Origin of the sequence: Pantoea brenneri, from assembly GCF_038594305.1 — a bacterium.
Classification (GTDB): domain Bacteria; phylum Pseudomonadota; class Gammaproteobacteria; order Enterobacterales; family Enterobacteriaceae; genus Pantoea; species Pantoea brenneri.
Genome location: NZ_JBCGBG010000005.1, coordinates 188,234 through 214,493, shown reverse-complemented (window position 1 = coordinate 214,493; position 26,260 = coordinate 188,234). Strand labels below are relative to the sequence as shown.

The following is a 26,260-nucleotide window of genomic DNA, read 5'->3' as shown; positions in this document are numbered from 1 at the left end:
TTGTGGTCAGAATGGCCTTTTCTCTGCCGGATGATTGCTTATAGCAGGTAACAGGACTATGAATAAGTTAAAGATTTCACTGGAGACTGTGAATGTTAACCATCCTCGGACGTACCTCTTCTATCAACGTGCGCAAAGTGTTGTGGCTCTGCGACGAGCTTGACCTCGATTACCTGCGGGAGGAGTGGGGCGATGGCTTCCAGTCAACCCACTCACCTGAATTTATGGCACTTAACCCGAATGCGATGGTGCCGGTGCTGAAAGATGACGATCTGGTCATCTGGGAATCCAACGCCATCCTGCGCTATCTGGCAAACGCCTATGGCGGCGAATGGCTCTACCCGATCCATCCGCAATCGCGGGCACCGATCGATCAGTGGATGGACTGGCAGTCTACCGAGCTCAACACCTCATGGCGCTACGCTTTTATGTCACTGGTGCGTCACTCGCCGGCCCATCAGGACCCACGCCTGCTGGCGGCAGCCTGCAAAGGCTGGTCGCATACCATGAGCATTCTCAACCAGCAGCTGGAAAAAACCGGCCGCTACGTCGCCGGACGTAACTTCACTCTGGCGGATATTCCGATTGGCCTGGCGGTGAACCGCTGGTTTGAAACGCCGCTCGACCATCCTGATTATCCGGCGGTGCGCCACTATTACGAGCGCCTGACCGAGCGCCACGGCTACACCGTCTGGGGCCGCAACGGCACGCCGTGATCCTCGCCAGCGGGCAGGCCGGCTAGCTCGCAGGCTATTTCACCGGCGCGGCGGATTGCCCAGCTGTAGCGATCGTCAAACGGATAGCAGCAGGAGAGACGCAGCGCGTGGTTGTAGCGTTCACTGAGCGAGTAAAGGGCACCAGGCGTGACGCAAATCTGCTCCTGCAACAGCCGGTCAAACATCTCGGTAGTATTGACGCCGCCCGGCAGTTCGACCCAGAAGACAAAGCCACCGCGCGGCAGCGTGGCGCGGGTGCCCTGCGGGAAGTGGCGGGCGATTAACCCGCGCGCCTGATCCAGATTGGCGGCATAGCGACGGCGCAGGGTGCGCAGATGGTGATCATAGCCACCGTTAGCCAGGAATTCCGCCAGCGTTTCTGACAGCAGCGCCGATTCCGCCATCGATGACACCGCTTTTAACCGGGCAATGGCGCTGTGGAAGCGTCCGGCGGCGATCCAGCCGATACGAAAATCGGGTGCCACGGTTTTGGTAAAGCTGGTGCAGTAGAGCACCCAGCCATCGCGATCAAAAGCTTTTACCGCCGGTGAAAGCGGCCAGTCGAACTGCAGTTCGTCATACAGTCCATCCTCAATCAGCGGAACGTGGTAAGTATTCACTAACTTCGCCAGCCGCTTCTTGTTTGCCAGCGACATGCAGTAGCCAAGCGGATTCTGGGCGCTCGGCATGGCGATTAACGCCTTAATACGCTGCTCCTGTAGCAACATCTCCAGCGCATCCAGCGACAGGCCATGCTGTGGATCGGTCGGGATTTCCAGCGCCTTCAGGCCCAGCGACGCCAGCAGCGGAAACAGAAAGAAGTAGGTCGGCGACTCCAGCCCGACGCAGTCACCGGGTTGCGTCACGGCACGCAGCGCCAGCTGCAACGCCTCCATGCAGCCGTGGGTCAGGGTGATCTCATCGGCGGTCAGCGTCTGTCCGGCGTGCAACGCCCGCCGCGCGATCTCCTCCCGTAAGCGCTCACTACCGGGCGGAAGCGCATAGCGCCCAATCATATTGGGATGACGGCGCAGCAGCGCGGCGGTTATCCGGCCAATACGCGCCGCAGGAAACAGCTCACTATCCTGCGGGCAGGCCAGCGAAATATTGATGTAGTCGGGATGATTCTGGGCGGCAAACACCTTATCGATCAGGTCGAGTTTTTCACTGCTGGGATCGCGAACCCGGGCTTTATGTGGATCGTGCCGGGTCACCGCCGGCAGCACACCGCGCACGTAGTAGCCCGACTGTGGACGCGCCTCAATCAGGCCGCGATCTTCCAGCAGCTGCCAGGCATTCAGCACGGTATTGACGCTGACCTGATGCGATTGCGCCACGCGCCGGATGGCGGGCAGGCGTTTGCCGGGCTTCAGCGTGCCCTGATGGATAGCCTCAGCGAAGTTGTCAGCCAGCTGCTGATAGAGACGCTGATCGGGTAAAGGAGCAAGGGACACAATAGCCTCCGGACGCGATGGGTACAATTGCTGTTAATCGAAACTGTAACCATCACAATAGTGATTTTGTGTCACTGTTACCATTCCTTTTCACGCCGTAGCATGAAGCTCTGTTGATAATCAGGAGTGCCATCATGCTTGATCCCTCTTTTTTCAGTTACGTGACCGTTATGTCCATTACGCCTGGCCCGAATAACCTGCTGCTGGCGACTTCAGGCGTCAATTTCGGCATGCGCCGCACGCTGCCGATGGTGTTTGGCATTCTGGTGGGTTGCGCGCTGCAAACGGTGATCGCCGGGGTCGCGCTGGAGGTATTACTGCACTGGATGGCGGCGATTCGCCTGCCGCTGACGCTGGCAGGCTGTGCCTATCTGTTGTGGCTGTCGTGGAAGATTTTTCGGGCTGCGGCACCTGAAGCGCGCAGCAAACCGCAGCCAATGACGTTACTGGGCGGCGCCTGTTTCCAGGCGATCAATCCCAAAGCCTGGCTGATGGCGACCAATGTGGCGTTGTTGTACAGCGCCAGCAGCGGCGTGCTGACGGTGATGCTCGGCTTTATGCTGCTGAATCTGCCCTGCATTTTGATCTGGGCTGCGCTCGGCGATCGCCTGCGCAGCCATCTGCAAATTGCCTGGAAGCGTCAGCTCTTTAACAGCCTGATGGCGCTGTCGCTGGTGGCGACCACCGTCTGGATGCTGACGGACGCGTTGCAGGCCGTTTAATCCGGTGCGCCGGGTGCCGTTGCCGAAGGCCATTTCCAGTTCTGCACCTCCGGCACATCTTCACCGTGTTCACGCACATAGCGATGATGTTCAGCGATGCGCTCCTGCAGATCGTCCAGCAGTTCAGGATGCGCATCGGCCAGCCCCGGCACGCGCAGGATCGCCTCCTGCGCCAGATGATAACGGTCAAGCTCATTCAGCACCGTCATATCAAAAGGCGTGGTGGTGGTTCCCTCTTCAATAAAGCCGCGCACATGGAAGTTACGGTGGTTATTGCGCTGATACGTCAGCCGATGCACCAGCGTCGGGTAGCCGTGGAAGGCAAAAATCACCGGTTTATCCACGGTAAACAACGCATCAAACTCCGGGTCTGACTTGCCATGCGGATGTTGATCCTGGGTCTGCAGCGCCATTAAATCGACCACGTTGACTACCCGGATTCGCAGCTCGGGCAGATAGTCACGCAGCAGGTCGACCGCCGCCAGCGTCTCCATGGTTGGCACATCGCCGGCACAGGCCATCACCACATCCGGTTCAGCATCATCCGGCGTGGTACCGGCCCAGCGCCACTCTCCCATACCCGCTTCGCAATGGCGAATGGCGCTCGCCATATCCAGCCACTGTGGCGCGGGCTGCTTACCGGCCACAATCACGTTGATCCGATCCCAGGTACGCAGGCAGTGATCGCCAACCCATAACAGCGTATTGGCATCGGGCGGCAGGTAGATGCGTACGATATCGGCTTTTTTGTTGGCAACGTGATCGATAAAGCCTGGGTCCTGATGGCTGTAACCATTGTGATCCTGACGCCAGACGTGAGAAGAGAGCAGGTAGTTGAGCGATGAGACCGGTTTACGCCAGCCCAGTTTGCGCGTCACTTTGAGCCACTTGGCATGCTGGTTAAACATCGAATCGACGATATGAATAAAGGCTTCATAGCAGTTGAACAGGCCGTGACGGCCGGTCAGCAGATAGCCCTCCAGCCAACCCTGACACTGGTGCTCGCTCAGGATCTCCATCACCCGGCCATCACGCGCCAGCTGCTCATCGTAAGGTTCTATTGCTTCCAGCCAGGTGCGGCTGGTGGCGTCAAACACCGGCGTCAGGCGGTTAGAGGCGGTTTCGTCCGGGCCAAACAGGCGAAAGTTATCGAGGTTACGCTCAAACAGGACCCGCAGGTAGCGGCCGAGCTGCTCGGTGGCCTGCGCCATCTGCGAGCCCGGCTCGCCGGTATCGAAGGCAAATTCGGCAATGTCCGGTGTATTCAGCTCGCGACGCAGCAGGCCGCCGTTGGCATATGGAGAGGCGCCCATGCGCTTATCGCCCTGCGGAGCCAGCGCCTGCAGCTCCGGTTTCAGCCGTCCCTGCTCGTCAAACAGATCGTCAGGCTGATAGCTTCGCATCCAGGCTTCGAGAATCTGACGATGGCCTTCATCCTCACGGCAGGCCGCGACCGGCACCTGATGCGCCCGCCAGAAACCTTCCACTTTTTTGCCATCCACGGTTTTGGGGCCGGTCCAGCCTTTCGGGCTGCGCAGCACAATCATTGGCCAGCGCGGTACGCCGCTGCTGGCTTTGCCGGTGCGCGCCTGCTGCTGGAAGGCGGCAATTTTACTGAAAGCGTTATCCAGCGCTTCCGCCATCAGCGGGTGCATTTTTTCAGGCTGATCGCCGCTGACGAACAGCGGCTCATAGCCGTAACCGCTGAACAGCTGGCGCAGGTCTTCATCACTGCTGCGGCCGAGGATGGTCGGATTGGCAATCTTGTAACCGTTGAGATGCAGAATCGGCAGCACCGCACCGTCCCGCGCAGGATTGAGGAATTTAATACCGTGCCAGCTGGAGGCCAGCGGTCCGGTTTCCGCTTCGCCGTCGCCAATCACGCACGGCACAATCAGTTCCGGATGATCAAACGCTGCGCCAAACGCATGCGCCAGCGAGTAGCCCAGTTCGCCGCCTTCATTAATGGAGCCGGGCGTTTCCGGTGCCGCGTGGCTGGGAATACCGCCTGGAAAGGAGAACTGCTTAAACAGGCGTTGCATACCCGCTGCATCCTGACTGACATGCGGATAAATTTCGCTGTAGCTGCCTTCCAGCCAGGTATTGGCGACCATGCCGGGACCACCATGACCCGGTCCGCAGACATAGATCAGATTCAGATCGCGCTGGCGAATAATCCGGTTGAGATGAGCATAAATAAAATTCAGACCGGGCGTGGTGCCCCAGTGACCCAGCAGGCGGGGTTTGATGTGCTCTGGTTTCAGCGGTTCGCGCAGCAGTGGATTGTCCATCAGGTAAATCTGCCCGACAGACAAATAGTTAGCCGCGCGCCAGTAGCGGTCAAGAAGCTCGAATTCCGGTGCAACGTTGGGTTGAGACATGCCGTTTCCTTCTGAAAGTTCAGCTAAAACATCTCTTAACCCTAATAGAGAATAGCGCAGTCAACCAGGCGAGCGGCAAACAAAAAGGCCCCACAGCGGGGGCCTTGAGAGAGCAGGGACTGAATTACTTACCGACAACAAAGGCGGTTTCGCGCCCTTCATCGTTGGCAGCCATCGGCGTTACCGGGGTGTAATCGAGCTGCAGAATACGGCTGGTTTCCGCCAGCACTTTCTCGGTCAGCGCCACATCACCGTTCAGCTTGCGTCCCCATGACGGAATAACGGCGCGGATTTTATTCTGCCATTCTGGCGATGCCATCTGCTCAGGGTAGACCTTGTGCAGCAGCTCCAGCATGATCGGCGCAGCCGTTGAGGCTCCTGGCGAAGCACCCAGCAGCGCCGAAATCGAGCCATCCTGCGAGGCAACCACTTCGGTGCCAAGACGCAGTACCGCGCCCTCTTTCTCATCTTTTTTGATGATCTGCACGCGCTGACCGGCGGTGACTAAACGCCAGTCTTCCTGCTTCGCCTGTGGCACATAGGCGCGCAGGGCATCCATCCGATCGCGATCGCTTTGCAGCACCTGATCCATCAGATATTTCACCAGATCAAAGCTTTTCAGCCCCACTTTAACCATCGGCAGCATATTGCTGCTGTTCAGCGAGGTGAACATATCCAGCAATGAACCCTGCTTCAGGAACTTGGTGGAGAAGGTGGCAAACGGCCCGAACAGCAGCACCTGCTTGCCATCCAGCACGCGGGTATCGACATGCGGTACCGACATCGGCGGTGCGCCGACGCTGGCTTTGCCGTAGACCTTGGCCATGTGCTGCGCCACCACCTGCGGATTTTCAGTCACCAGGAATGAGCCGCCTACCGGGAAACCGGCATAGCCGTTGGCTTCCGGTACGCCGGCTTTCTGCAACAGCGGCAGTGCCGCGCCGCCAGCACCGATAAAGATATTTCTGGCGGTCAGCGTGCGGCGGGTGCCGCTCGCCAGACACTGCAGCGTAACCTGCCAGCGACCATCGCTCAGGCGCGTCAGTTCACGCACTTCCTGACGCAGACGCAGGCGGAAATTGGCCTTCTTCTGTAAAGAGGCGATCAGCTGGCGCGTCACTTCACCGAAATTGACGTCGGTTCCCATTTCGGTCCAGGTGGCCGCCACTTTCTGACTGCGATCACGGCCTTTCATCACCAGCGGGATCCAGCCAGCAATCTGCTGCGGATCTTCGGAGTAGGCCATGCCACGGAACAGGGTGCTTTTCTGCAGCGCCTGGAAGCGTTTGCGTAGGAACTCGACATTGTCGTCGCCCCAGACAAAACTCATGTGCGGCGTGCTGTGGATAAAGCTTTTTGGATTGCGCAGGTTGCCCTTCTGCACCTGTGAGGCCCAGAACTGACGGGAAATCATGAACGATTCGTTGATCGTCACCGCTTTAGAGATGTCGATGCTGCCATCGGCACGCTGTGGCGTATAGTTCAGCTCGGCCAGCGCGGCATGGCCGGTGCCTGCATTGTTCCAGCCATTGGATGACTCTTCTGCCACGCTGTCCAGCCGCTCTACCATTTCGATAGACCAGTCCGGTTCCAGATCCTGCAGCCATGCGCCCAGGGTGGCGCTCATCACGCCCGCGCCAATCAGCAACACGTCAACGTCTTTGCGCTCCTGCGCGGTAGTGGTGTCCTTTGCCATAGCGCTCATCGCGAGCGCAAGGTTTACTGCTGAATTGCACATGAGGCGACATCTCCTCTTCTGTTGACCTGAAGCTCAACAGTTTTGCAGGCGAAATAGTCACGCTTCTTTCGAGCGCGTTGCGCTATTTCTCAAAGGTTAAGACTCAGGTATAGGTTAAAGCGGTGATAACGGGTTAACTGCACGTTATGCTTTGTCATGCGAATATAACATTCTCGCATCTGAATTAAACATTTGTTTATTTTTTAAATGCAGAAATGATTCAGCATAAGAATTAATCATGGCGGCAGAGGCAGTATAAGTGATTTTCTATTGATAACTCAGTAGCTTAAGAGAGTTGGTTGTTGCAGGAACGCGCCATCATGGTGCAGCGCCCGCTGAGTGGGTTACAGAGAGGAATTATTTAATTCACTGAATTTCAGGCAGTTATCGGTGAGTAAGGAATAGTCTAAAAGTGCATCAGCGCCGGTTTCAGGCGGTCAGTGTAAAAATAATGTTACATTTTTGTGAGGATGAAATGCGCGCGCCACGGCGCACGCATCGGACTGGCTCACTGACCTGACACAGACGCCGGTAGCTTTTTCAGACTGATTGCCATGCGGTTGTAGGTGTTCATCAGACCGATGGCGATATTCAAATCGACAATCTCTTTGTCGCTAAAGCAGGCCTGCAGTGCGGCATAATCCTCATCGGGTGCGCCCGCGCTGGCGATCAGCGTCAGGCACTCTGCCCAGCGCAGGGCCGCCTTCTCGCGATCGCTGAATAAATTCCCCGATTCATTCCACACCGCGGTCAGCACAATTTTATCCCAGCTCACATTGGCTTTATGCAATGCTTTGCTGTGCATGTCGATGCAGTAGGCGCAGCCGTTAATTTGCGAGATGCGCAGGAACACCAGTTCCAGCAGGGGTAACGGCAAATCGGTTTGTGTCAGATAGTGGTAAACACCGCCGAGCGCTTTCATCCCGGCTGGGGCGACTTGATTAAAATCGATACGTTCACTCATTTTTTTGCCTCATTGATGTGGGTTGAGGCAATTGTCGGCTTTCCCATGGAACAGCAAAAGTGCCAAAAAATGACGATTTAATGGGCCCATCGCTTTTCGCCACGCTGACGCTTAAACGCGGCCAGGCGCGGGGTCTGAGCGAGCAGCTGCGGCAGCAGATTGAACAGGCGATCATCGACCAGCGCTTGCCACCCGGCGCACGGCTTCCTTCCTGCCGTGATTTAGCGGCCCAGCTCGGCGTCGCTCGCGGTACGGTGCGCGCCAGCTATGACATGCTGGTGGATCGCCAGTTTTTGCATACCCGGGGCGCGGCCGGTACCTTTGTGAACCCGCTGCCGGTGCTGAGCGAAGCCGCTGGCGCCCAGGCTGTGGTGCCGCTGTCACTGCGTGAGGGCGGAGAGGATTACGACTCGCCGCCCCTGACGTTCCAGATGGGCATCCCCGCCAGCGATAGCTTTCCGGCCAAAGTCTGGCTGCGCATCCTGCAACGTCAGACGCGGGCACTGGTCGGGAAACCGGCCAGTTACCCCGATCCGCGCGGCACGCCAGCACTGCGTCAGGCACTGGTAGCCTGGCTGGCGGTCGCGCGCGGGGTGCGCTGTCATGCCGATCAAATTTTTATCACCAATGGCTATGCCGGAGCGATGGGGCTGATTGGCCTGGCAATGGATTTTCAGGGGAAGCAGGCCTGGCTGGAAGATCCGGGTTTTATGGTCGCCCGGCAGGCGGTAGAAACCCTGCGGGTAAGGCCGGTTGCGGTGCCAGTCGATGCCGAAGGTCTGCAGGTTGAGGAAGGTCTGGCGCGGGCACCGGATGCGGCGTTTGCGCTGGTCACGCCGGGCCAGCAAGCCCCGCTCGGCGTCACCCTGTCGCCGGCACGCCGCCATGCGTTGCTTAACTGGGCCAGCCATCAACAGCGCTGGATCATTGAGGATGATTATCTGGGCGAACTGCAGCCTGGTCACCGGGCTGCACCGGCGCTGGCGGCGCTCGACAGCGAGGGACGGGTGCTGCATATCGGTACGTTCAGCAAATCGCTGACGCCGCGATTGCGGCTTGGCTTTATTGTGGTCCCGCCCGCCCTGGTCTCGCGTTTTGCGGAAGTTTGTGCGCTGTTAGCACCGGCCTCGTCGGGATTGCTTCATGATGCGGTGGCCGTTTTCCTGCGGGAAGGGCACTTCATGCGGCATCTGCGGCGCATGAAGCGGGTCTACCACGAACGACTGGAGCAGATGATGGCCGCTCTGCAACCCCATTTCCCCGAGGTGCAACGTGCCGGGCTGGCGGTGATTGTCAGGTTGCCGGCCGGTACGCCGGATCAGCTGATTGCGCAGCAAGCATTGGCCTATGGCATGGCCCCGTCACCGCTGTCGATCTGGTATCAGCGCGACGAACAACGCTGTGCCGGACTGCTGCTCGGTGCGGCTCAGTTACCGCGTGATGGCTATGCGCGCAGTGCAGCACGTCTGAAAGCGCTGGTCGATGCGCAGACTGCCTGACTCAGCTCCTGAACCAGCGGCGCCAGACGAAGCGAATCACAAAAAACTCCACCGTGCCCAGCAGTAAAAACCAGATGCAGAACACCACGGTGTAGAGCTGGTTAAGATCCTGCAAATGCAGCATCTGCTGCAGATGCTGTGCCACCGACAGGCTAAAAGCTGGCGCAGGCAGCAGCAGGGCAGAGAGAAACCCCAACAGCAAAATGCCGCCAGGCACGATTAAAGATTCAAAAGGGTTATTCATAACTGGCATCCCGTAATAATAAGCCGGGCATTTTCCGGCAATCAGCGCCGGGGTTCAATCAGGGAATGCAGACGCAGTGGCCAGACAAGCCGATTATCGTTGCGGAAAACTGTCAGAAAATGCTTTACCACCATCGACTTAGCGCGAAACATAGCGAATGATAAAAGTTATAGCCTTTGCTATACTTAAATCCATGATTTTACTGTCTTTTTATCTCTGCGGTTGCGTGGTAGACTGCGCGCACTTTTTCATTACTGAACACTTTGTGTGGTGAATACAGCGTGAATTGCCGCTTTTTCGCCCCAGGTGAATAAATCATGACCTTTATTGCCACCTTAATTCTTGCACTGGGTATGTCGATGGACGCGTTTGCTGCTGCACTGGGCAAAGGTGCCACCTTGCATCGTCCGGGTTTTAAAGAAGCGCTGCGCACCGGTCTGATTTTTGGCTCAATCGAAGCCTTAACGCCGCTGATTGGCTGGGCGCTTGGCCTGGCCGCCAGTCGTTACATCATGGCGTGGGACCACTGGATCGCCTTTATCCTGCTGGCGTTTTTAGGCGGCCGCATGATGATGGAAGGTTTCCGGCAAACCGCCGTCGCAGAACCCTGTGAAGCGCCGCAGAGCCATGGCTTTATGGTACTGGCCACTACCGCTGTGGCGACCAGCCTTGATGCGCTGGCGGTCGGTGTGGGTCTGGCCTTCTTGCAGGTCAACATTATTACCACCGCGCTGACCATCGGGGCCGCCACCACCGTCATGGCCACCACCGGCGTGCTGGTGGGCCGCTTTATTGGTCCGGTACTCGGCAAATGGGCGGAAGTGCTGGGCGGTCTGGTGTTGATTGCCGTCGGCGCGACCATTCTGCTGCAACATCTCGGTCAGGCCGCTTAACGGTTTTTTGCGCAAAATAAACTCAATTTTGTGATCTGGTTCAAAATTTATTGCCGAAAAAACGCGCTGAAGTTATACTTTTCGCATATTTCTTCAACTAATTTTGCATCAGGTGTCACATGAAACGCATTTTTAACTACGTGTTCCGCGCTTACGTCGAAACCTTCAAACACGTACCGCCGGGTGCGATGTACTAAGCACGCCGCAGAAAACCCTCGATAATCGCGGTCAGGGATCGACCGATGATTATCACTTTTTCTTCTGTTCCACCGCCCGCGCTTTACCCCATTCACCGCCTCGTTTCCGCCCGCAATTTGCCGTCAACAGCGATCGCTGACGCCACAGAAAATCCTTTTTGCTGATCATTCCAGCGCTTATTACGCTGCTGAATGATCAGCAGCAGATCCGATGAGCATAACTGTGTACGCTTTTGCCGATGACTTTTGTTACCCTGCGCGCCTCTTTTCTCAGTAAAAATCTGAAAATTCGCGATTACAACGGGGCAGCAATGCAGCTTTGCAGTTTCTCTCTTCCTGACCAGGACAAAAAAAGTTTCGGTATCGTGCGCGAGCACGGCGTGGTGGATCTCGGTTTACGCTTCGGTGCAGCCTGCGCCGATTTAAAAACCTTTCTGAGCCGCTCATCGCTGGCCGATCTCCATGCTTTTCACACCATGCCAATCGACTATCCGTTTAGCGCCATCCGCTTTCTGCCGGTGATTGAGAATCCTGGCAAGGTGTTTTGCGTCGGGATGAACTACGCCGATAAACGAAAAGAGTTTGCCGAGACGCTCGATGCGCCGACCCTGTTTGTGCGTTTCGCCGACTCGCTCACCGGCCATGACCAGCCGCTGCAAAAGCCCGCTACCACTCAGGAGTTCGACTTTGAAGGCGAACTGGCGGTGATCATCGGCAAAGCGGCCCATCAGGTCAGCGCTGCCAACGCGCTGGAGGCGGTGGCGGGTTACAGCTGCTTTATGGATGCGACCGTGCGCGACATGCAGTTTACCTGGTTTACCGCCGGCAAAAACTGGCCGCAGACCGGCGGATTCGGACCCTGGATGACCACTGCGGATGTCATCCCCGATCCGCAGCAGCTGGCGATCAAAACCTGGTTAAACGGGCGGGAAGTGCAGAACGATACCACCGGCAGCATGGTGCATCCGGTAGCAAAAATTATTGAATACATCTCGGCCTTCAGCCCGCTGTCGCCCGGCGATGTGATCATCACCGGTTCGCCGGGTGGCGTCGGTAAAAAACGCACACCGCCGCTGTTTATGTTCTCCGGCGATGTGGTTGAAGTAGAAATTGAGCAGATTGGGCGTCTGCGCAATGTGATTGCGTAACCCCCTCGCCGCGAAGCGCAATTTGTCACACCGTTAATCTGATAACCCGCCTGCTGCGAAATCCCGTCCTACACTGAGTTATCCCCCCGAAACAGGAGCAGCGGATGATCCAGAAGCATCGACGAAAACAGGCGGCCATCGTGGCAGGCGTTGGGTTAGGTGTGGCGGCCACACTGTGGGGCATGAAACGCTGGCAGCAGCTGAAGCAGACGCCGCCGGTGTCGCCGCGCAGTCACCACGCCGGGCTGGCCGGTTATTATCAGCAGATTGGCGACTGGCGGATGTTTACCCGCGTCACACCGAATGAGAGCCAGGGGTTGCCGGTGGTGCTGGTTCACGGTCTGGTGATGTCCGGCCGGGCGATGGAACCGCTGGCGCTGGCATTAAGCCGCGATTATCACGTGCTGGTGCCTGACCTGCCGGGTTTCGGGGCCAGTGCGCTGCCGGCCTCGGCGCCGGTGATGTCGGTGGATCAGCTGGCCGACGCGCTGTGGCTGTGGCTGCAGCACAACGGATTCCAGCGCGCCATCTGGGTGGGCAACTCGTTTGGCTGCCAGATTCTGGCGGCGCTGGCGGTGAAATATCCGCAGGCGGTGGCGGGACTGGTGCTGCAGGGGCCGACGGTCGATCGTCACGCCCGCAGCCTGCCGCGTCAGCTCTGGCGCGACTGGCGTAACGGTCGTCTGGAAGCACGTCGTCCGCCGGGACCGCTGGCGCGCATTGATTACGCCAAAGCCGGTCTGCGGCGCGCCTTCGGCACCATGCGTGCCATGATGCGTGACCATATCGAACATCGCCTGACGTACATTAGCGCGCCAACCCTGCTTTTGCGCGGCTCGCGCGACCTGGTGTGTCCGGCGCGCTGGCTGGATGAACTCGCCGCCCTGATGCCGCACAGCGAAACCCTCACGCTGCGCGACGGGACGCACACCCTGCATTATGTCTATCCGTGGAGTTTCTGTAGCGCCATCCGCCCGTTCCTGGCGCGTATCCAGCAGGAGGATCAGCATGAGTAAACCACCGAAAGGGATTGCCCGTTTCGACTCTGCCGCGGCGATGCTGCTGGCGCTGGCCAATGCGCTGCACGATCGGCCCTTCGCCAGCCCCAGTCAGTCACCGACGCTAGATCGTCTGCTGCCGTCGCTTAACCGCTTGCCGACCGGACTCCGCGAGTGGGGCTACGCGCTGGGCGGCATGGCAGAAGGCATCACGCTGCGTCAGGCCGGTGAGCTGGATGTAGAAGGGATCGCCGAATGGATGGTGAGTGAATACCCGCAGCAGGACTATCCGGCGGCCTTTATCGGCTCCTCGAACGGTGCGCTGATACATCTGGCGGCGGCGATGGGCGTGCCCTGGCTGCCCCAGACTTTCCTCTGCCCGGTGCGGGCCGCCAATAACGATCCGGATGATGCGCAGGCGAGCTTTGAGCAGGGCAAGGAGATTGCCGCCGCGCTGCTGGCTGCCTGGCCACGGCTGGCGGTGCATCACATGCAGGACCCGAATCAGGATCGGCTGATGCTCGATCAGATGCGTTACTTCCGGCTGAAACTGCGTGCGCTGCCGCTGGCGTTCAACGAATTCCTGATGGGCAGCCTGCCGGCCGGATCAACGCTGTTTATCACTCACTGTACCCGACAGTGGCCGGTGACCCGCACCAGCGATCGCTCGTTCTTTCAGTTTGGCGCGCTCGGCGGCGCAACCGAAAAAGAGTACTTACAGGGCGGTCCGCGGGTGGCGGAATACCTGGCGCGCTACGGCATTGATCGCGAACGCTGGACCCCGCCTGCCATTACCGATCACGTGCCGGAAGCGGAATGGGGACTGGATGGTTATCTGATCTCGCCGCTGAAAAAACTGGCGGAGGCTCAGGGCCTGAAGCTGATGGAGATTCGTTATGAAGATCCGGAAGCGATGAGTTATGTGGTGGCGGAGATCTACCGCGACTGGTATCTGGCCGCCGGCATTTTACCGACCCGCCTGACGGTGGACAGTTTTCTGCTGATGGACCCCTGGTGCAGCATGCAGCAGCACGCTATCCCGTTCTGGCTGGTGTTCTGCACCGAGCCCTCTGCTGCGGCACTGCAGCGTTTCCTTGAGAAACAGCCACCGTTCCGCAACATCGACATGATGCTGTTTTCGCACGGCACCGACAGCATCGGGCTGGCGGAGATTGCGCGCTGGCAGGCGCTACTGGCGTATGCCCGGGAGGAGGGTGCATTGATTGGCGTGGATGAGGAGCGCTTCCCGCGCGATTTCGCCACTTTCGCCCGCTTTGACTCGGCATTACGGGAACGGGCGCCGCTGTTACCGCCGCCGCCGCCGCTGAGTGTGGAGAAGGTGATCACCGGCATCCAGCGTTATGGCGCGAAACATGGAGTCACCCTGACGGCGCTGACGTAACGCCTGCGCCGTCAGGCCGGATTACTCGCCGTCGGTGATCGGTTTGCGCACCAGCAGCAGGTAAGCCAGTGCGCCAACCAGCGTCACGCAGGCACAAATCATCAGCGCCATGCTGAACGATTTGGTGGTGTCGAGCACCCAACCGGTGATCACTGGCGCGAAGGAGGCGAAGATAAAGCTGGCGAAGTTCTGGATACTGCCGACCGATGCGGTCATGCGGGCCGTCACATTAGCGTGAATCAGGCCCCAGCATGAGGTGCCGGCGAAGTGAATGCAGAACAGCGCCATGCCAATCAGGGTAACGGCACTGGTGGTATCGGTGGCGCGGGTCACCACGGCGGTAAAGCCGGCGGACAGCAGCATACCGCTGACGATGCAGACCTTGCGGGTTTTTACCGCGTTAAAGCCACGACGCACCAGCGAATCGACCACATAGCCATTCAGCAACATCCCCGCCGCACCAAACAGGAACGGAATCGCCGCCAGCAGGCCGGTACTTTTCAGATCCAGATGGTAGGTCGACTGCAGATAACCCGGCAGCCAGGCGATATAGAGCCACGCGGTATAGTTAATGCCGCTGAAGCCAATCATCATGCCCCACATGGTGCGCTGCTTAAACAGGCCGCGCCACTCTTTGAAGCTGATCGGCTCTTTACGCGAGGCGACGCTGCCCGCCTGCAGATAGTGGATCTCTTCAGCGCTCAGGGTGTTGTTATCGCGATCGCGGTAAACCATGTACCAGCCAATGGCGAGGAACATCCCGAGGATACCAATAGTGACAAACATGCCGCGCCAGCCCATCACCAGCATCATGGCAGCCAGAATCGGTGGCGCTACTGACAGGCCAATCATTGAGGCGGCATTAAACATCCCCATCGGCATGCCGCGATCTTTGATATTGAACCAGTCGTTGATCACTTTAACGCCGCACGGGTTCATCGGCGCTTCACCAATGCCGAGGCCGATACGCACCAGGATGAACTGGGTGAAGTTATGTACCAGACCCGATGCCGCCTGAAACAGCGACCAGATAAACATGCCGATGCCGAGCATAATGCGCGGCCCTTTACGATCCAGCAGCGCGCCACACGGCAGCTGCGCCAGGCCGTAGGCCAGAGAAAACGCGGAGAGCAGGAAGCCGATTTCGGTGGCGCTCAGACCCATCTCCTCGCGGATAGTCATGTTAGCCACCGACAGCGAACTGCGGTCGAGGTAGTTAATAATGGCGGCGAACAGCAGCAACAGCATGGCTGTCACCTGAATTTTACGGATGCGCGGTGAGCGGACGATATCGCCGCGCATTGGAACGTAATCCTGGCCTGGCGCTGCTCCGCCGGACACGTTGTCGTGGCCGGTCACTGATGTCTTTTCCATTGCACTCTCCCGAAGCTGGGTAGTTATCGTTATGGTGAAGAGGGGGGTTCGCGCAGCGGCAAGTGGCCGCCATGACGTTGCAGTCGAGACTAAGAGCAAAGGAGAAGAGATGTTGCAAAGATGTTTCTGAATCGTGCGGGAGCTAATGCTTTGTGGTTTTTAATCGGTTTTTAATTGTACTGACCAATCGAGCGCACCATCGAGGTTTTAGCCGTCGCCAGATGGTTATGTAATGCACAAAGCGCATCGACATCCTGTCGGCCAATCAGCGCGGTCAGAATCGCCATATGCTCCTCCAGCGCCACAATATTTCGTTGCTTCAGATCGCTCTCATCCCACTGATAATGTGAGTGAAATATCACAGAGATGATCTCCAGCGACTGGTTGAAAAACGGATTATTGGCGGCGGATAAAATCAGTGAATGCATCTGCCGATCCAGGGCGGCAAAGTGGCGGTAGTTGCTGGCGATGGTGTCACGCATCGATCGGTGACGATCCAGCAGATCCCGCGCCTGTACCCAGCGTTCATCGCTGGCTGGCAGATTTAAAAAACGGCTCAGCGCGTGGGTTTCCAGCATTTCCCGCAGCTCAAACAGCTTCTCCGCGTAATCCTGGCTGAATTTCTTCATCCGCCACTGGCCCCGTTTGACCGGCTCCAGCAGATCGTATCGCATAAAACGCAGCAGAAACTCCCGCACCACTACCGGACTGACTTTGACCTGCTGAGCCAGTTGCAGCTCGCTGAAGGTGTCGCCAGGCACCAGCTGGCGCTGATTAATCATGTTAAAAAACACCTGTTCGAAGTGGCTGGCCTGCTGCTCAATCGGCGGCGTTAGCGCACTGAACCCGTCGTCTTCGCACGGATCGCGCACGATCACCCAGGTTTGATCGACCTTTTCCAGCACGCCCCGCTGATGCAGATAGTGCAGGGTGTGACGCACCGTGGTGCGGCTGATATTGAACATCTCAGCCAGCGCCGCCTGCGGAGGCAGAGGCGACAGAATATGGCGCTGGGCGATGCTTTCCAGCATCTGGTTAATCACGTTATGTCGTAAATTCTGACTGCGGCTCATCCCGTCCTCCGGTTTTTTACGCATTAAAAACCATTCAAAGCCCAAAAAAATCGTCGTGCTTCACACTTCCCGCCATCGAATCCCGCGCCGCAGGCAGGATTCGCCATAACTGCGTGCAGGACAACCCGGAGAATCACCATGACAACAATGAAAGCACTGGTCATCGCCGAGCCACGTAAGATGGTCTGGGCCACGCGCGAACAACCAACACCCGGCGCCGGTGAAGCGCTGATTAAAATCCTCACCGCCGGAATCTGTGGCACCGATATTCACGCCTGGTCCGGCAACCAGCCGTTCTTCAGCTATCCGCGGGTGCTGGGCCATGAACTCTGTGCTGAAGTGGTGGCGCTGGGCAACGGCGCGAGCGGCGTTGAACCGGGTCAGCGGGTCGCGTTGATGCCCTACATCTCCTGCCTGCGCTGCGACGCCTGTCAGAGCGGCAAGACCAACTGCTGCGAGCAGATTTCAGTGATTGGCGTCCATCAGGATGGCGGTTTCTGCGACTACCTGAGCGTACCGGTCAGCACGCTGCTGGTGGTGGATGATGTCGCGCCGGAGGCGGCCGCGCTGATTGAACCGTTCGCCATCAGTGCCCATGCGGTCAGACGTGCCGCTATCGTGGCCGGTGAGCAGGTATTAGTGGTCGGCGCGGGTCCGATCGGCCTGGGCGTGGCGGCGATTGCGGCTGCCAGTGGCGCTGAGGTGGTGGTAGCCGATACCAGCGCGTTCCGTCGCCAGCACGTGGCTGACCAGCTCGGTCTGGCGGCGCTCAATCCGGCGGAAGAGGATTTTTACACTGCGCTACGCGAGCAGTTTGGCGGGCGTCTGGCGCTCAAAGTGATCGACGCCACCGGCAGCCCGGCGGCGATGAACAACGCGGTGAACCTGATGCGTCATGGCGGCACCATCGTTTATGTCGGACTGCATAAAGGCGATCTGGTGATCCCGGACAGCGAATTCCACAAAAAAGAGACCACCCTGATGGGCAGCCGCAACGCCACCCGTGAAGATTTTGATCGGGTACGTGAGTTAATGGCCAGCGGCGCACTGCGGGCTGAAATGATGCTTAATCACCATCTCGACTTTTCAACGCTGGCGGACACCTTTGAGTCGCAGGTGATCAACAACCGCGAACTGATCAAAGGCGTGATTCATTTCGATCGCTGATTGCTGTGCAGCAGCGTCAGGGTCTGAAAGAAGTGTGACCTTACCGCACCGGCATCTACCGCCAGTGCGATGCGCTGAGACGGCAGACCATCAAACGGATCGTGGCGCGAAGCCAGCGCGCTCAGCTTACGCACCGTCTGGCCGCAGGCGATCCCCTCGGTGATCACCCGCAGCGGGCTTTCCGTTAAGGTGAAGGCCGCCGGCAGACTGAGCCACGCCAGCGCCAGCGTGTCGTGCAGCGCCATGCCGGCAAAGCCCTCTTTCGCCAGGCTATAAGCAAGATAGGGCCGGCAGATGGCGCTCAGAACCGGCTGGTTAAGCCGCTGAACGTCATCGCCGGTGATCAGCACCTGGTGGGTGACATCCAGCGGTATCACCACCACCTTCAGCGCCGACGTCAGCACCTGATCGGCGGCGTGCGGATCTTTCCAGATGTTGAATTCACTGAACGGCGTCACGTTGCCGCTATGGCCGCCGGTACCGAATGCGCCGCCCATGATCACCAGCTCTTTAACCAGCGGAATAATGTCCGGTGCCTGATTAATGGCGCTGGCGATGTTGGTCAGCGGGCCAATCGCCACCAGAGTGATCTGCTGCGGATGGGCCCGCACGCTGTCGATAATGAACTGCACCGCACTGGGCGCTGCGTCGCTGAAAGGGTTATCAAACGCATCGCCCAGCCCATCTTCGCCGTGCAGCGTGGCGGGCGTACTCGTACGCTGCGCCAGCGGCCGGGAACAGCCGCGATAAACGTCCGCCTCAATCGCCATTTTCTGGCAGAACAGCCGGGCATTTTTCACCGCCTGGCCCACCGCCACGTTGCCAAAAACGGTAGTGATGCCCAGCAGCCGCTGAGTGCGTGCCGCGTAGGCCAGCGCAAACGCATCGTCGACGCCAATGTCAGTATCAATAATCAGGGTACGCATAGACTCTCCGGGTCGCTGCCTTCAACGCTCAGCATTACCCTGACCGCCGCGCCGTCGTCAAGGTTTTCAGCGGCAACCGCTGAGGTGGCCAGTCAGTTGCCAGCCGCAGAGTCGCATCGTATTATCCTTCGCTTAAGGTGATGGCGTGCCACCTTCCCCAACCGCCGGCGGGCTTTACCCCGGCTGATGACGCCTGACACTCGGTGTATCCTTTCGCGGGAGCTGAGGTGTCAGGCGCGGTTTATCTCTGCCTCTCCCCTCAGCCCGGCGTGAAATCTGCAATCAGGAGCAAGACATGTTGAAACCGTTGTTCGCCGTCATGATTGGCGGCTCTGCTGGCTGTGTGCTGCGGTGGCTGTTCGCGGTACGTTTCAATGCTTTATTTCCCAACCTGCCGCCCGGCACGCTGCTGGTTAATCTGATCGGCGGGTTGATCATTGGCGCGGCGATGGCCTGGTTTGTCCGCCATCCGGAAATTGACCCGGCGTGGAAGCTACTGATCATCACCGGCCTGTGCGGCGGGCTGACCACCTTCTCCTCGTTTACGGCAGAATTAATGGTATTGCTACAATCAGGTAAGTACCTCTGGGCGATGGCCAGTGCGCTGGTGCATGTCATCGGCTCGCTGCTGATGGCGTTTGCCGGTTTCGCACTGATGACGCTGCTGGCCTGACGGACCGTGAATCGCGGCTTGCCATAACGCTTAAGAGGTAGATACTGTTTTAGCTGCGATGTTGCCCAGGCCGCAAGGTGTGCGGCGTTGCAGCTGATTATTCTTCACCGATTATTCCGGACGATTAAGGAGCAGAGAGATGAGTCGTAATCCAACATTCCTTAACCTGGTGTTGTTAAACGGTGAGCCCGAAGAGAAGCTACAGGCGGCGCATAATGCCGGTTTTGACCAGGTCGAAATCTGGCGTGAGGACGTGGAGGCCTGCGACGGCGGTGCCGCGGCGCTGGCCCGGATTGCCGCTCAGCAGGGACCCGGCTTTACCAATCTGCAGGTGCTGCGTGATTTCACCGGCGCGCCCAGCGCGCTGCGCGGGCAGAAGCGCGAAGAGCTGCGTCAGTTTATCCACATTGCCCAGGCGCTGGGGTGTGACACCATTCAGGCTCCGGCCAGTACCCGTGAGGATTGCCGCGCCGATCAGATTGATGATGATCTGCGCTGGATGGCGTCGGAAGCCGCGCGCTACAACATGCGCATCATGTATGAGCCGATGGCGTGGTGCAGCGTGGATAACACCCTGCCGCTGGCGTGGCAGCGATTGCAGCGTCTCGATCAGCCCAACATCGGGCTGGTGGTCGATCTGTTCCATATCTGTGCGCTGGGCGGCGACGCTTCACAGCTGGATGGCATTCCTGCCGAGCGGATTTACGAGGTGCAACTGTGTGATATGGCTGCCGTTCCGCCGCAGGATAAGCAGAGTCTGATCGACATCGCGCGTCATCAGCGCCTGCTACCCGGTGACGGCATTATCGACATCGGACGCTTTGTGGATAAGCTGAAAAGTGCCGGTTATCAGGGTCCGGTTGGCATTGAAGTGTTTAATGATACGCTGAAACGCCTGCCGCCTGAGGTGGCTGCCCGGCAGGCGTGGCAGGCATTAAGCCGCTACTGGTCGTAGTGTTTAATCCTGCAGGCATTGCCCGATAAACGCGGCGGCATGCAGAGCGCCCTGTGCTGAAATGGTGTGGCCGGTCGCTGGCTCAAACAGGGTTTCAACCGGCACTGCCGCCTGTTTCAGCCGCGCAGCCGCGGATTCGCTCTCCTGCCACGGGATCACCTCATCGGCATGGCCGTGGATCAGCATGGCCGGCAGATGAGGCTGCGGCGTCAGCTCGCCGTCAAACGCCAGACGCCCTGAAAATGCCACCACGCCCGCCAGCGGATAACGGCCGGATGCCAGCGCATCCAGCGCCATAATCGACCCCTGCGAAAAGCCCACCAGCACCACCTCGTGCCAGCGTTCGGCGAAGCCGTGCTGGCTGATAATGTTGCTGAGAGTGGCGTCAAACGCTGCCCGCGCCGCCCGTACCCGCCCCGGACGGTTCTCTGGCGTAACGCCGGCCAGGCTGAACCACTGATAGCCAAAACCGCCATCAAACGCTGCAGGCGCATCCGGCGATGCAAACACCACATCCGGTAATAAGGCCGCCCAGTGACGCCCAATCGGTGCCAGATCGTCGCCGTTACTGCCGACGCCATGCAGAAATATCACCAGTGCTTTTGCCATTGCTGTTCCTTAAAAGGGGCTTTATAAACCGTACTCGCTTAGATCCGGGCCTGCCGGAACAATTCCGTTCGGGTTCAGCGCCGAAATCGAGTAATAACCCTGTTTGATGTGTTCAATGTTGACGGTCTCACGGATGCCGGAGACTGACAGCATGCTTTTCAGATAGCGATTGAGCAACGGGTAATCGCGCACCCGGCGCAGGTTGCATTTGAACAGGCCATGGTAGGCCACGTCAAAGCGAATCAGGGTGACGAACAGCCGGATATCGCTTTCAGTCAAACGTTCACCGAGCAGGAAGGTGCGGCCATCACTGAGCATCAACTCCAGTTCGTCAAGCTGGCTGAACACCTCGCTGAACGCCTGCTGGTAGCTGTTCGCGGTGGTGGCGAAGCCGGCGCGGTACACGCCATTGTTAAGCCGGGGATAGAGACTGGCATTGAGCGCATCAATCTCTGCACGCAGCGCGGCGGGATAGAGATCGAGGCGGTTGTCCGCCAGATCGCCGAAGCCGCTGTTAAACATCCGCACGATGTCAGCCGACTCGTTATTAACGATGGTGGCGGTTTTCTTGTCCCACAGCACCGGAACGGTGGCCCGGCCGGTAAAATCGGGCGCGGCGCGGGTGTAAATCTGATGCAGATAGTGCGCCCCGTCCAGCAGATCGCGGTCAGCAGCGGTCGCCTCACCGAAACGCCAGCCCTGCGCGCCGAGCTGCGGCTCGACCACCGTCACGCTAATCAGCGATTCCAGTCCTTTGAGTTTACGGGCGATCAGCGCGCGCGAGGCCCACGGACAGATCAGCGCCACATAGAGATGATAGCGGTCCGGTTCCGCAGCAAATTCCGTTGAACCATCGTGGCTGATCCAGTGCCGGAAACCGGCATCCTGACGGACAAAACCGCCTTGTTTATCGGTAGCCTGCACCGGATGCCAGTCACCACTCCATTTCCCCGCTACTAACATGATGCCACTCCTCTGTTGATCTGAGCAGTAGCTTAACTGATGACAGAATGAGTGATAATCCAGCCAAAAAGACAATCATTTATTCCATTATGGACGGAATCAATCTGGCGGAACCTCGCTGAAATGGGTGGCGAGAAAGTCAATCAGCAGGCGCGCCCGGTGCGCCAGATGGCGGGCTGGCGGATAGACAGCAAACAGGCCGAGGGGCGGAATATCAAAGTTCTCCAGCAATCGGACGATCTCACCGCGCCGCAGCGCGGGCGCGGCGATGAACCCCGGCAGTCGCGCAATGCCCAGCCCGGCAATCGCCGCCTGCAAACAGGCTTCGGTATTGGCGAAGCGCAGGCGGCCCTGAATCGGGATGCTGACCATCTCGCCGCTGCCATCGGCAAACGGCCAGTGCAGCGGATCGCGAAAGTTGGTGTCGATAATGCACTGATGCTGGCGGATATCCTGCCAGTGCTGCGGTTTACCGAACTGCTCAAGATAGACCGGTGACGCGGCGATGCGCACATGGACCTCGCCCAGCTTACGCGCCACCAGGCTGCTGTCGCTTAAGTTGCCGATGCGAATCGCCAGATCAAATCCCTCATCGACGATGTTCACCGCACGATCGGAAAAGCTGACGTCGAGTTCAATCAGCGGATAGCGCCGGGCGAACGCCACCAGCACCGGCGACAACACGGCGGTGCCGAAAGAGCCGGGTGCGCTGATCTTCAGCCGGCCGGTGGGCGTATTGGCGCTTTCGCGCACGCTGGCATCCAGTGCATCAAAGGCATCCAGCAGGTTTTTTACCCGCTCGTAATAGCTGCGCCCGACGTCGGTTGGCGACAGGGCGCGGGTGCTGCGTTTAAACAGCTGAACCCCAAGCTGTTGTTCCAGCTTCGATACCCGCTTGGAGGCCTGGCTGCTGCTGGTGCCCAGCCGTAACGCCGCCGCCGAAAAACTGCCGGTTTCCAGCACCGTGACAAACATCCGGTCACACTCGAGTCGATCCATGGCGATTCCAGTCAGGAGGCAAAATCGCAGTATAGGGCGTGCGGGCAGGCTGTGCAGCCTTCACATTGCGTGCCTTCACCCTTTCGCTGGCGCAGAAAACCTGCTTGACTGATCGTTCGCCCGTTGCTGTCTGGAGTTTTTCATGTCGCTGTTTCACCTGACTTCGCTGGCGGAGATCGCCGCCGCCGAGTGGGATGCGCTGTTGCCTGACGATCAGCCTTTTTTGCGCCACGCTTTTTTGCTTACCCTGGAACAGAGCGGCAGCGTGCGGCCCGAATCGGGCTGGCAGCCGGATCATCTGCTGTGGCGTGACGGCGGCATCACCCGTGCCGCGCTGCCGGGCTACCGTAAACGCAATTCGTGGGGCGAGTATGTGTTCGATCACGCCTGGGCAGATGCCAGCCAGCGGGCCGGCATCCGCTATTACCCTAAATGGCTGGGAGCTATTCCCTTCAGCCCGGTCAGCGGGGCGCGCCTGCTGGGCGACAGCGTGGCTGCGGCGCAGTTGCTGGCGGCGTTACCGGAAAGGTTGCAGCAGCAGGGGTTAAGCGGGGCGCACATTAACTTTACCGATGCGCAGGCCAACCAGCTGCTGGCCGAACAGCCGGACTGGCTGGCGCGGCTCGGTTGTCAGTATCACTGGCACAACCGCGGCTACCGGGACTTTCAGGATTTCCTCGACACGCTGATGTCGCGTAAGCGTAAACAGCTGCGCAAAGAGCGTGAACAGGTGATGCAAAGCGGTTTTGTGTTCGAGCGCTACCGTGGCGATCGGCTGCGCGAAGATCAGTGGGATTTTGTCTACACCTGCTACGCCAACACTTACGCGGTGCGCGGTCAGCAGCCCTATCTGACGCGGGATTTCTTCAGCCTGCTGGCGGAACGGATGCCGGACAACATCATGGTGGTGATTGCACGCCTGCAGCAGCAACCGGCGGCGATGGCGTTCTACCTGCGGGATGAAAAGGCGTTATACGGTCGCTACTGGGGCTGCCTGGCGGAGTTCGATCGGCTGCACTTCGAAACCTGTTTTTATCAGGGAATGGATTTTGCGATTGAGCACGGCCTGACGCGGTTTGATGCCGGAGCGCAGGGCGAACACAAGCTGGTACGCGGCTTTGAGCCGCAGATTACCCACTCCTGGCACTATCTGCTGCATCCTGGCTTACGCGATGCGGTGGCGGATTTTCTGCAGCAGGAGCGGGAAGGCGTGCGCGGCTGGGTCGAAGAAGCACGCGACGCCTTGCCTTACCGACGCGGCGATTAATCGACGCCGACAAAACCGCCGGTCTGATGCTGCCACAGGCGCGCATACAAGCCGTTGTGCGCCAGTAGCTCAGCGTGGCTGCCGGTCTCGACAATCCCGCCTTTATCCAGCACCACCAGCCGGTCCATCTTCGCGATGGTCGACAGACGGTGCGCAATGGCGATGACGGTTTTGCCCTGCATCAGTGACTCCAGGCTCTCCTGAATCGCCGCTTCCACTTCCGAATCCAGCGCTGACGTCGCCTCATCCATGATCAGGATCGGCGCATCCTTCAGCAGTACGCGGGCAATCGCCACCCGCTGACGCTGACCGCCTGACAGCTTCACGCCGCGTTCCCCGACGTGCGCATCAAGCCCGGTACGGCCCTGCGGATCGGAGAGTAGCGGAATGAACTCGTCAGCACGGGCGCGGCGAATCGCCATCTGCAACTCCGCTTCACTGGCATCGGGACGCCCGTAGAGCAGATTTTCACGTATCGAACGGTGCAGCAGCGAGGTGTCCTGAGTGATCATGCCGATCTGACTGCGCAGACTCTCCTGAGTCACCGTGGCGATATCCTGATCGTCAATCACAATCCGGCCACCGTTCAGGTCATACAGCCGCAGCAGCAGATTAACCAGCGTCGATTTACCGGCGCCGGACGGGCCGATCAGGCCAATCTTCTCGCCGGGTTTGATATCGAGGTTGAGCTGGTTAATCACCTGACGTCCGCCGCCGTAGTCAAAGCGCACATCTTCATAGCGGATCTGGCCGCGTGTCACCTTCAGCTGCTTCGCGCCGGGTGCATCCTGCACGCTGAGCGGCTGAGAAATGGTGTTCAGGCCATCCTGTACCATGCCGATGTTTTCGAAAATGCCGTTCACCACCCACATGATCCAGCCAGACATGTTCACCAGACGGATCACCAGACCGGTCGCCAGCGCAATCGCCCCGACGCTAATCAGCGACTGGCTCCACAGCCACAGCGCCAGTCCGGACGTCGAGACAATCAGCATGCCGTTCAGCGCCGACAGCGTCAGATCCATGCTGGTGACCATGCGACTGGCGTGCTGGGTTTTGTCGGTCTGCTCCTGAATTGCTTCGCGTGCGTATCGTCGCTCCAGATCGCTATGGGCAAACAGTTTGATGGTGGTGATATTGGTGTAGCCGTCGACGATGGTTCCCATCAGCTTAGAGCGCGCTTCTGATGAAACCACCGAGCGCGCCTTGACGCGCGGCACAAAGAAACGCAGCGAGGCGCTGTAGGCCAGAATCCACAGCACCAGCGGGATCATCAGTCGCCAGTCTGCTTCGGCAAACAGCACCAGCGAGGTGACGGAGTAGATCAGCACGTGCCAGATGGCGTCGACCAGCTGTACGGATGAATCCCGCAGCGAACTGCCGGTCTGCATAATGCGCTGTGCGATACGGCCGGCAAAATCGTTCTGAAAGAAGTTCAGGCTCTGACGCAGCACGTAGTTGTGATGCTGCCAGCGGATCATGCTGGTCATGCTCGGGCTGATGCTCTGGTGCACCAGCATGTCGTGCAGGGCGATGAAAATCGGTCGCAGGATCAGCGCCACCGCGCCCATCCACAGCAGCAGCGGCCAGTTATCGCTGAACAGGGTGGCGGGCGTCGAATGATTCACCAGGTCGATAATGCGGCTCAGGTAGCTGAACAGCGCCACTTCGATCAGCGCTGACGCCAGTCCGACCAGCAGCAGGGCAGCAAAACTCGGCCAGACCTGACGCAGATAGTAGGCGTAAAAGGACCAGACCGTAGCAGGGGGCGAATCGCTGGGAGCATCATGAAAAATATTGATAAAACGTTCAAAACGGCGATACAACATAGCAGTACTCTTTCCGTCCGATGAAGAGGTACAGCTTAGTGCATCAAACCCGTTCGGCTAACAGGAGAA

At 58.8% G+C, this 26,260-nt stretch carries 24 protein-coding genes and 1 riboswitch; of the genes, 12 read left to right on the top strand and 12 right to left on the bottom strand.

What is annotated here, in order from left to right; genetic code table 11:
* The first annotated feature begins 92 nt into the window (after window positions 1–92).
* Window positions 93–716: a glutathione S-transferase family protein gene (locus AABB92_RS18365; protein ID WP_031377338.1), complete on the top strand. Its 624-nt coding sequence runs from the start codon at window positions 93–95 to the stop codon at window positions 714–716.
* On the opposite strand, the gene AABB92_RS18360 is transcribed toward AABB92_RS18365, so the two are convergent.
* Window positions 683–2,170, bottom strand: coding sequence for an aminotransferase-like domain-containing protein (locus tag AABB92_RS18360; RefSeq protein WP_046289383.1), 1,488 nt, complete (start codon window positions 2,168–2,170; stop codon window positions 683–685). The genes AABB92_RS18365 and AABB92_RS18360 overlap by 34 nt on opposite strands.
* Window positions 2,171–2,304: 134 nt before the next feature.
* Here AABB92_RS18360 and AABB92_RS18355 point away from each other — a divergent pair, with 134 nt between their 5' ends.
* Window positions 2,305–2,892, top strand: a complete 588-nt coding sequence (locus AABB92_RS18355; protein ID WP_031377050.1) for a LysE family translocator — start codon at window positions 2,305–2,307, stop codon at window positions 2,890–2,892.
* Here the strand turns inward: AABB92_RS18355 and AABB92_RS18350 are convergent.
* The 3 genes from AABB92_RS18350 to AABB92_RS18340 all read right to left on the bottom strand — a co-directional run bounded on the left by AABB92_RS18350 (window position 2,889) and on the right by AABB92_RS18340 (window position 7,975).
* Window positions 2,889–5,273, bottom strand: coding sequence for a phosphoketolase family protein (locus AABB92_RS18350; protein WP_046289382.1), 2,385 nt, complete (start codon window positions 5,271–5,273; stop codon window positions 2,889–2,891). The two genes, AABB92_RS18355 and AABB92_RS18350, sit on opposite strands and share 4 nt — an antisense overlap.
* A 124-nt stretch (window positions 5,274–5,397) precedes the next feature.
* Window positions 5,398–7,011: a malate dehydrogenase (quinone) gene (gene mqo, locus AABB92_RS18345; protein ID WP_046289381.1), complete on the bottom strand. Its 1,614-nt coding sequence runs from the start codon at window positions 7,009–7,011 to the stop codon at window positions 5,398–5,400.
* A gap of 508 nt (window positions 7,012–7,519) precedes the next feature.
* The gene (locus AABB92_RS18340) at window positions 7,520–7,975 is read right to left on the bottom strand and encodes a carboxymuconolactone decarboxylase family protein (protein WP_031377049.1); all 456 of its coding nucleotides are present in this window, start codon (window positions 7,973–7,975) and stop codon (window positions 7,520–7,522) included.
* Between the two features lie 59 nt (window positions 7,976–8,034).
* On the opposite strand from AABB92_RS18340, the gene pdxR reads away from it, so the two are divergent.
* Window positions 8,035–9,474, top strand: coding sequence for a MocR-like pyridoxine biosynthesis transcription factor PdxR (pdxR, locus tag AABB92_RS18335; protein WP_031377048.1), 1,440 nt, complete (start codon window positions 8,035–8,037; stop codon window positions 9,472–9,474).
* A 1-nt stretch (window position 9,475) separates the two neighbouring features.
* Here pdxR and AABB92_RS18330 read toward each other — a convergent pair whose 3' ends face one another.
* Window positions 9,476–9,718 (bottom strand): DUF1158 domain-containing protein, encoded by a 243-nt coding sequence (locus AABB92_RS18330; protein ID WP_031377047.1) that lies wholly within the window; start codon window positions 9,716–9,718, stop codon window positions 9,476–9,478.
* 317 nt (window positions 9,719–10,035) lie between these two features.
* Here AABB92_RS18330 and mntP point away from each other — a divergent pair, with 317 nt between their 5' ends.
* From mntP to AABB92_RS18310, 5 genes are all read left to right on the top strand, one after another.
* Window positions 10,036–10,611: a manganese efflux pump MntP gene (mntP, locus tag AABB92_RS18325; protein WP_031377046.1), complete on the top strand. Its 576-nt coding sequence runs from the start codon at window positions 10,036–10,038 to the stop codon at window positions 10,609–10,611.
* Between the two features lie 119 nt (window positions 10,612–10,730).
* Complete coding sequence (gene azuC / locus AABB92_RS23485) at window positions 10,731–10,808, top strand: stress response protein AzuC (RefSeq protein WP_122983632.1); 78 nt, start codon at window positions 10,731–10,733, stop codon at window positions 10,806–10,808.
* A gap of 311 nt (window positions 10,809–11,119) precedes the next feature.
* A complete protein-coding gene (locus tag AABB92_RS18320) occupies window positions 11,120–11,956 on the top strand; it encodes a fumarylacetoacetate hydrolase family protein (RefSeq protein WP_046289387.1) in 837 nt (278 codons plus the stop codon).
* A 104-nt stretch (window positions 11,957–12,060) separates the two neighbouring features.
* Window positions 12,061–12,972: an alpha/beta fold hydrolase gene (locus tag AABB92_RS18315; protein WP_342550281.1), complete on the top strand. Its 912-nt coding sequence runs from the start codon at window positions 12,061–12,063 to the stop codon at window positions 12,970–12,972.
* Window positions 12,965–14,356 (top strand): hypothetical protein, encoded by a 1,392-nt coding sequence (locus tag AABB92_RS18310; protein WP_046289379.1) that lies wholly within the window; start codon window positions 12,965–12,967, stop codon window positions 14,354–14,356. Before AABB92_RS18315 ends, AABB92_RS18310 begins: the two co-directional genes overlap by 8 nt.
* Before the next feature lie 21 nt (window positions 14,357–14,377).
* Here AABB92_RS18310 and AABB92_RS18305 read toward each other — a convergent pair whose 3' ends face one another.
* Window positions 14,378–15,730: an MFS transporter gene (locus AABB92_RS18305; protein ID WP_031377152.1), complete on the bottom strand. Its 1,353-nt coding sequence runs from the start codon at window positions 15,728–15,730 to the stop codon at window positions 14,378–14,380.
* A gap of 170 nt (window positions 15,731–15,900) precedes the next feature.
* Window positions 15,901–16,803, bottom strand: coding sequence for a GntR family transcriptional regulator (locus tag AABB92_RS18300; RefSeq protein WP_031377153.1), 903 nt, complete (start codon window positions 16,801–16,803; stop codon window positions 15,901–15,903).
* Between the two features lie 138 nt (window positions 16,804–16,941).
* Here AABB92_RS18300 and AABB92_RS18295 point away from each other — a divergent pair, with 138 nt between their 5' ends.
* On the top strand, window positions 16,942–17,970 hold the full coding sequence (locus AABB92_RS18295) for a zinc-binding alcohol dehydrogenase family protein (RefSeq protein ID WP_031377154.1): 1,029 nt from the start codon (window positions 16,942–16,944) through the stop codon (window positions 17,968–17,970).
* Here the strand turns inward: AABB92_RS18295 and AABB92_RS18290 are convergent.
* A complete protein-coding gene (locus AABB92_RS18290) occupies window positions 17,955–18,896 on the bottom strand; it encodes a nucleoside hydrolase (protein ID WP_031377155.1) in 942 nt (313 codons plus the stop codon). The genes AABB92_RS18295 and AABB92_RS18290 overlap by 16 nt on opposite strands.
* Window positions 18,897–19,023: 127 nt before the next feature.
* Window positions 19,024–19,099: riboswitch (Fluoride riboswitch) on the top strand.
* Between the two features lie 92 nt (window positions 19,100–19,191).
* Here AABB92_RS18290 and crcB point away from each other — a divergent pair.
* Window positions 19,192–19,569 carry a fluoride efflux transporter CrcB gene (crcB, locus tag AABB92_RS18285; protein ID WP_031377156.1) on the top strand — a complete coding sequence of 126 codons (378 nt, stop codon included), beginning with the start codon at window positions 19,192–19,194 and terminating at the stop codon, window positions 19,567–19,569.
* 139 nt (window positions 19,570–19,708) lie between these two features.
* Window positions 19,709–20,524, top strand: a complete 816-nt coding sequence (locus AABB92_RS18280; RefSeq protein ID WP_031377157.1) for a sugar phosphate isomerase/epimerase family protein — start codon at window positions 19,709–19,711, stop codon at window positions 20,522–20,524.
* Window positions 20,525–20,527: 3 nt separating this feature from the next.
* Here the strand turns inward: AABB92_RS18280 and AABB92_RS18275 are convergent, their stop codons facing one another.
* From AABB92_RS18275 to AABB92_RS18265, 3 genes are all read right to left on the bottom strand, one after another.
* Window positions 20,528–21,133, bottom strand: a complete 606-nt coding sequence (locus AABB92_RS18275; RefSeq protein WP_046289378.1) for an alpha/beta hydrolase — start codon at window positions 21,131–21,133, stop codon at window positions 20,528–20,530.
* Between the two features lie 21 nt (window positions 21,134–21,154).
* A complete protein-coding gene (locus AABB92_RS18270; protein WP_031377158.1) occupies window positions 21,155–22,096 on the bottom strand; it encodes a glutathione S-transferase family protein in 942 nt (313 codons plus the stop codon).
* A gap of 99 nt (window positions 22,097–22,195) precedes the next feature.
* On the bottom strand, window positions 22,196–23,095 hold the full coding sequence (locus AABB92_RS18265; protein ID WP_031377159.1) for a LysR family transcriptional regulator: 900 nt from the start codon (window positions 23,093–23,095) through the stop codon (window positions 22,196–22,198).
* A 142-nt stretch (window positions 23,096–23,237) separates the two neighbouring features.
* Between AABB92_RS18265 and AABB92_RS18260 the strand changes: the two genes are divergently transcribed.
* Complete coding sequence (locus AABB92_RS18260; RefSeq protein ID WP_031377160.1) at window positions 23,238–24,362, top strand: GNAT family N-acetyltransferase; 1,125 nt, start codon at window positions 23,238–23,240, stop codon at window positions 24,360–24,362.
* Here the strand turns inward: AABB92_RS18260 and AABB92_RS18255 are convergent.
* A complete protein-coding gene (locus AABB92_RS18255) occupies window positions 24,359–26,191 on the bottom strand; it encodes an ABC transporter ATP-binding protein (RefSeq protein ID WP_031377161.1) in 1,833 nt (610 codons plus the stop codon). The genes AABB92_RS18260 and AABB92_RS18255 overlap by 4 nt on opposite strands.
* Between the last annotated feature and the right edge of the window lie 69 nt (window positions 26,192–26,260).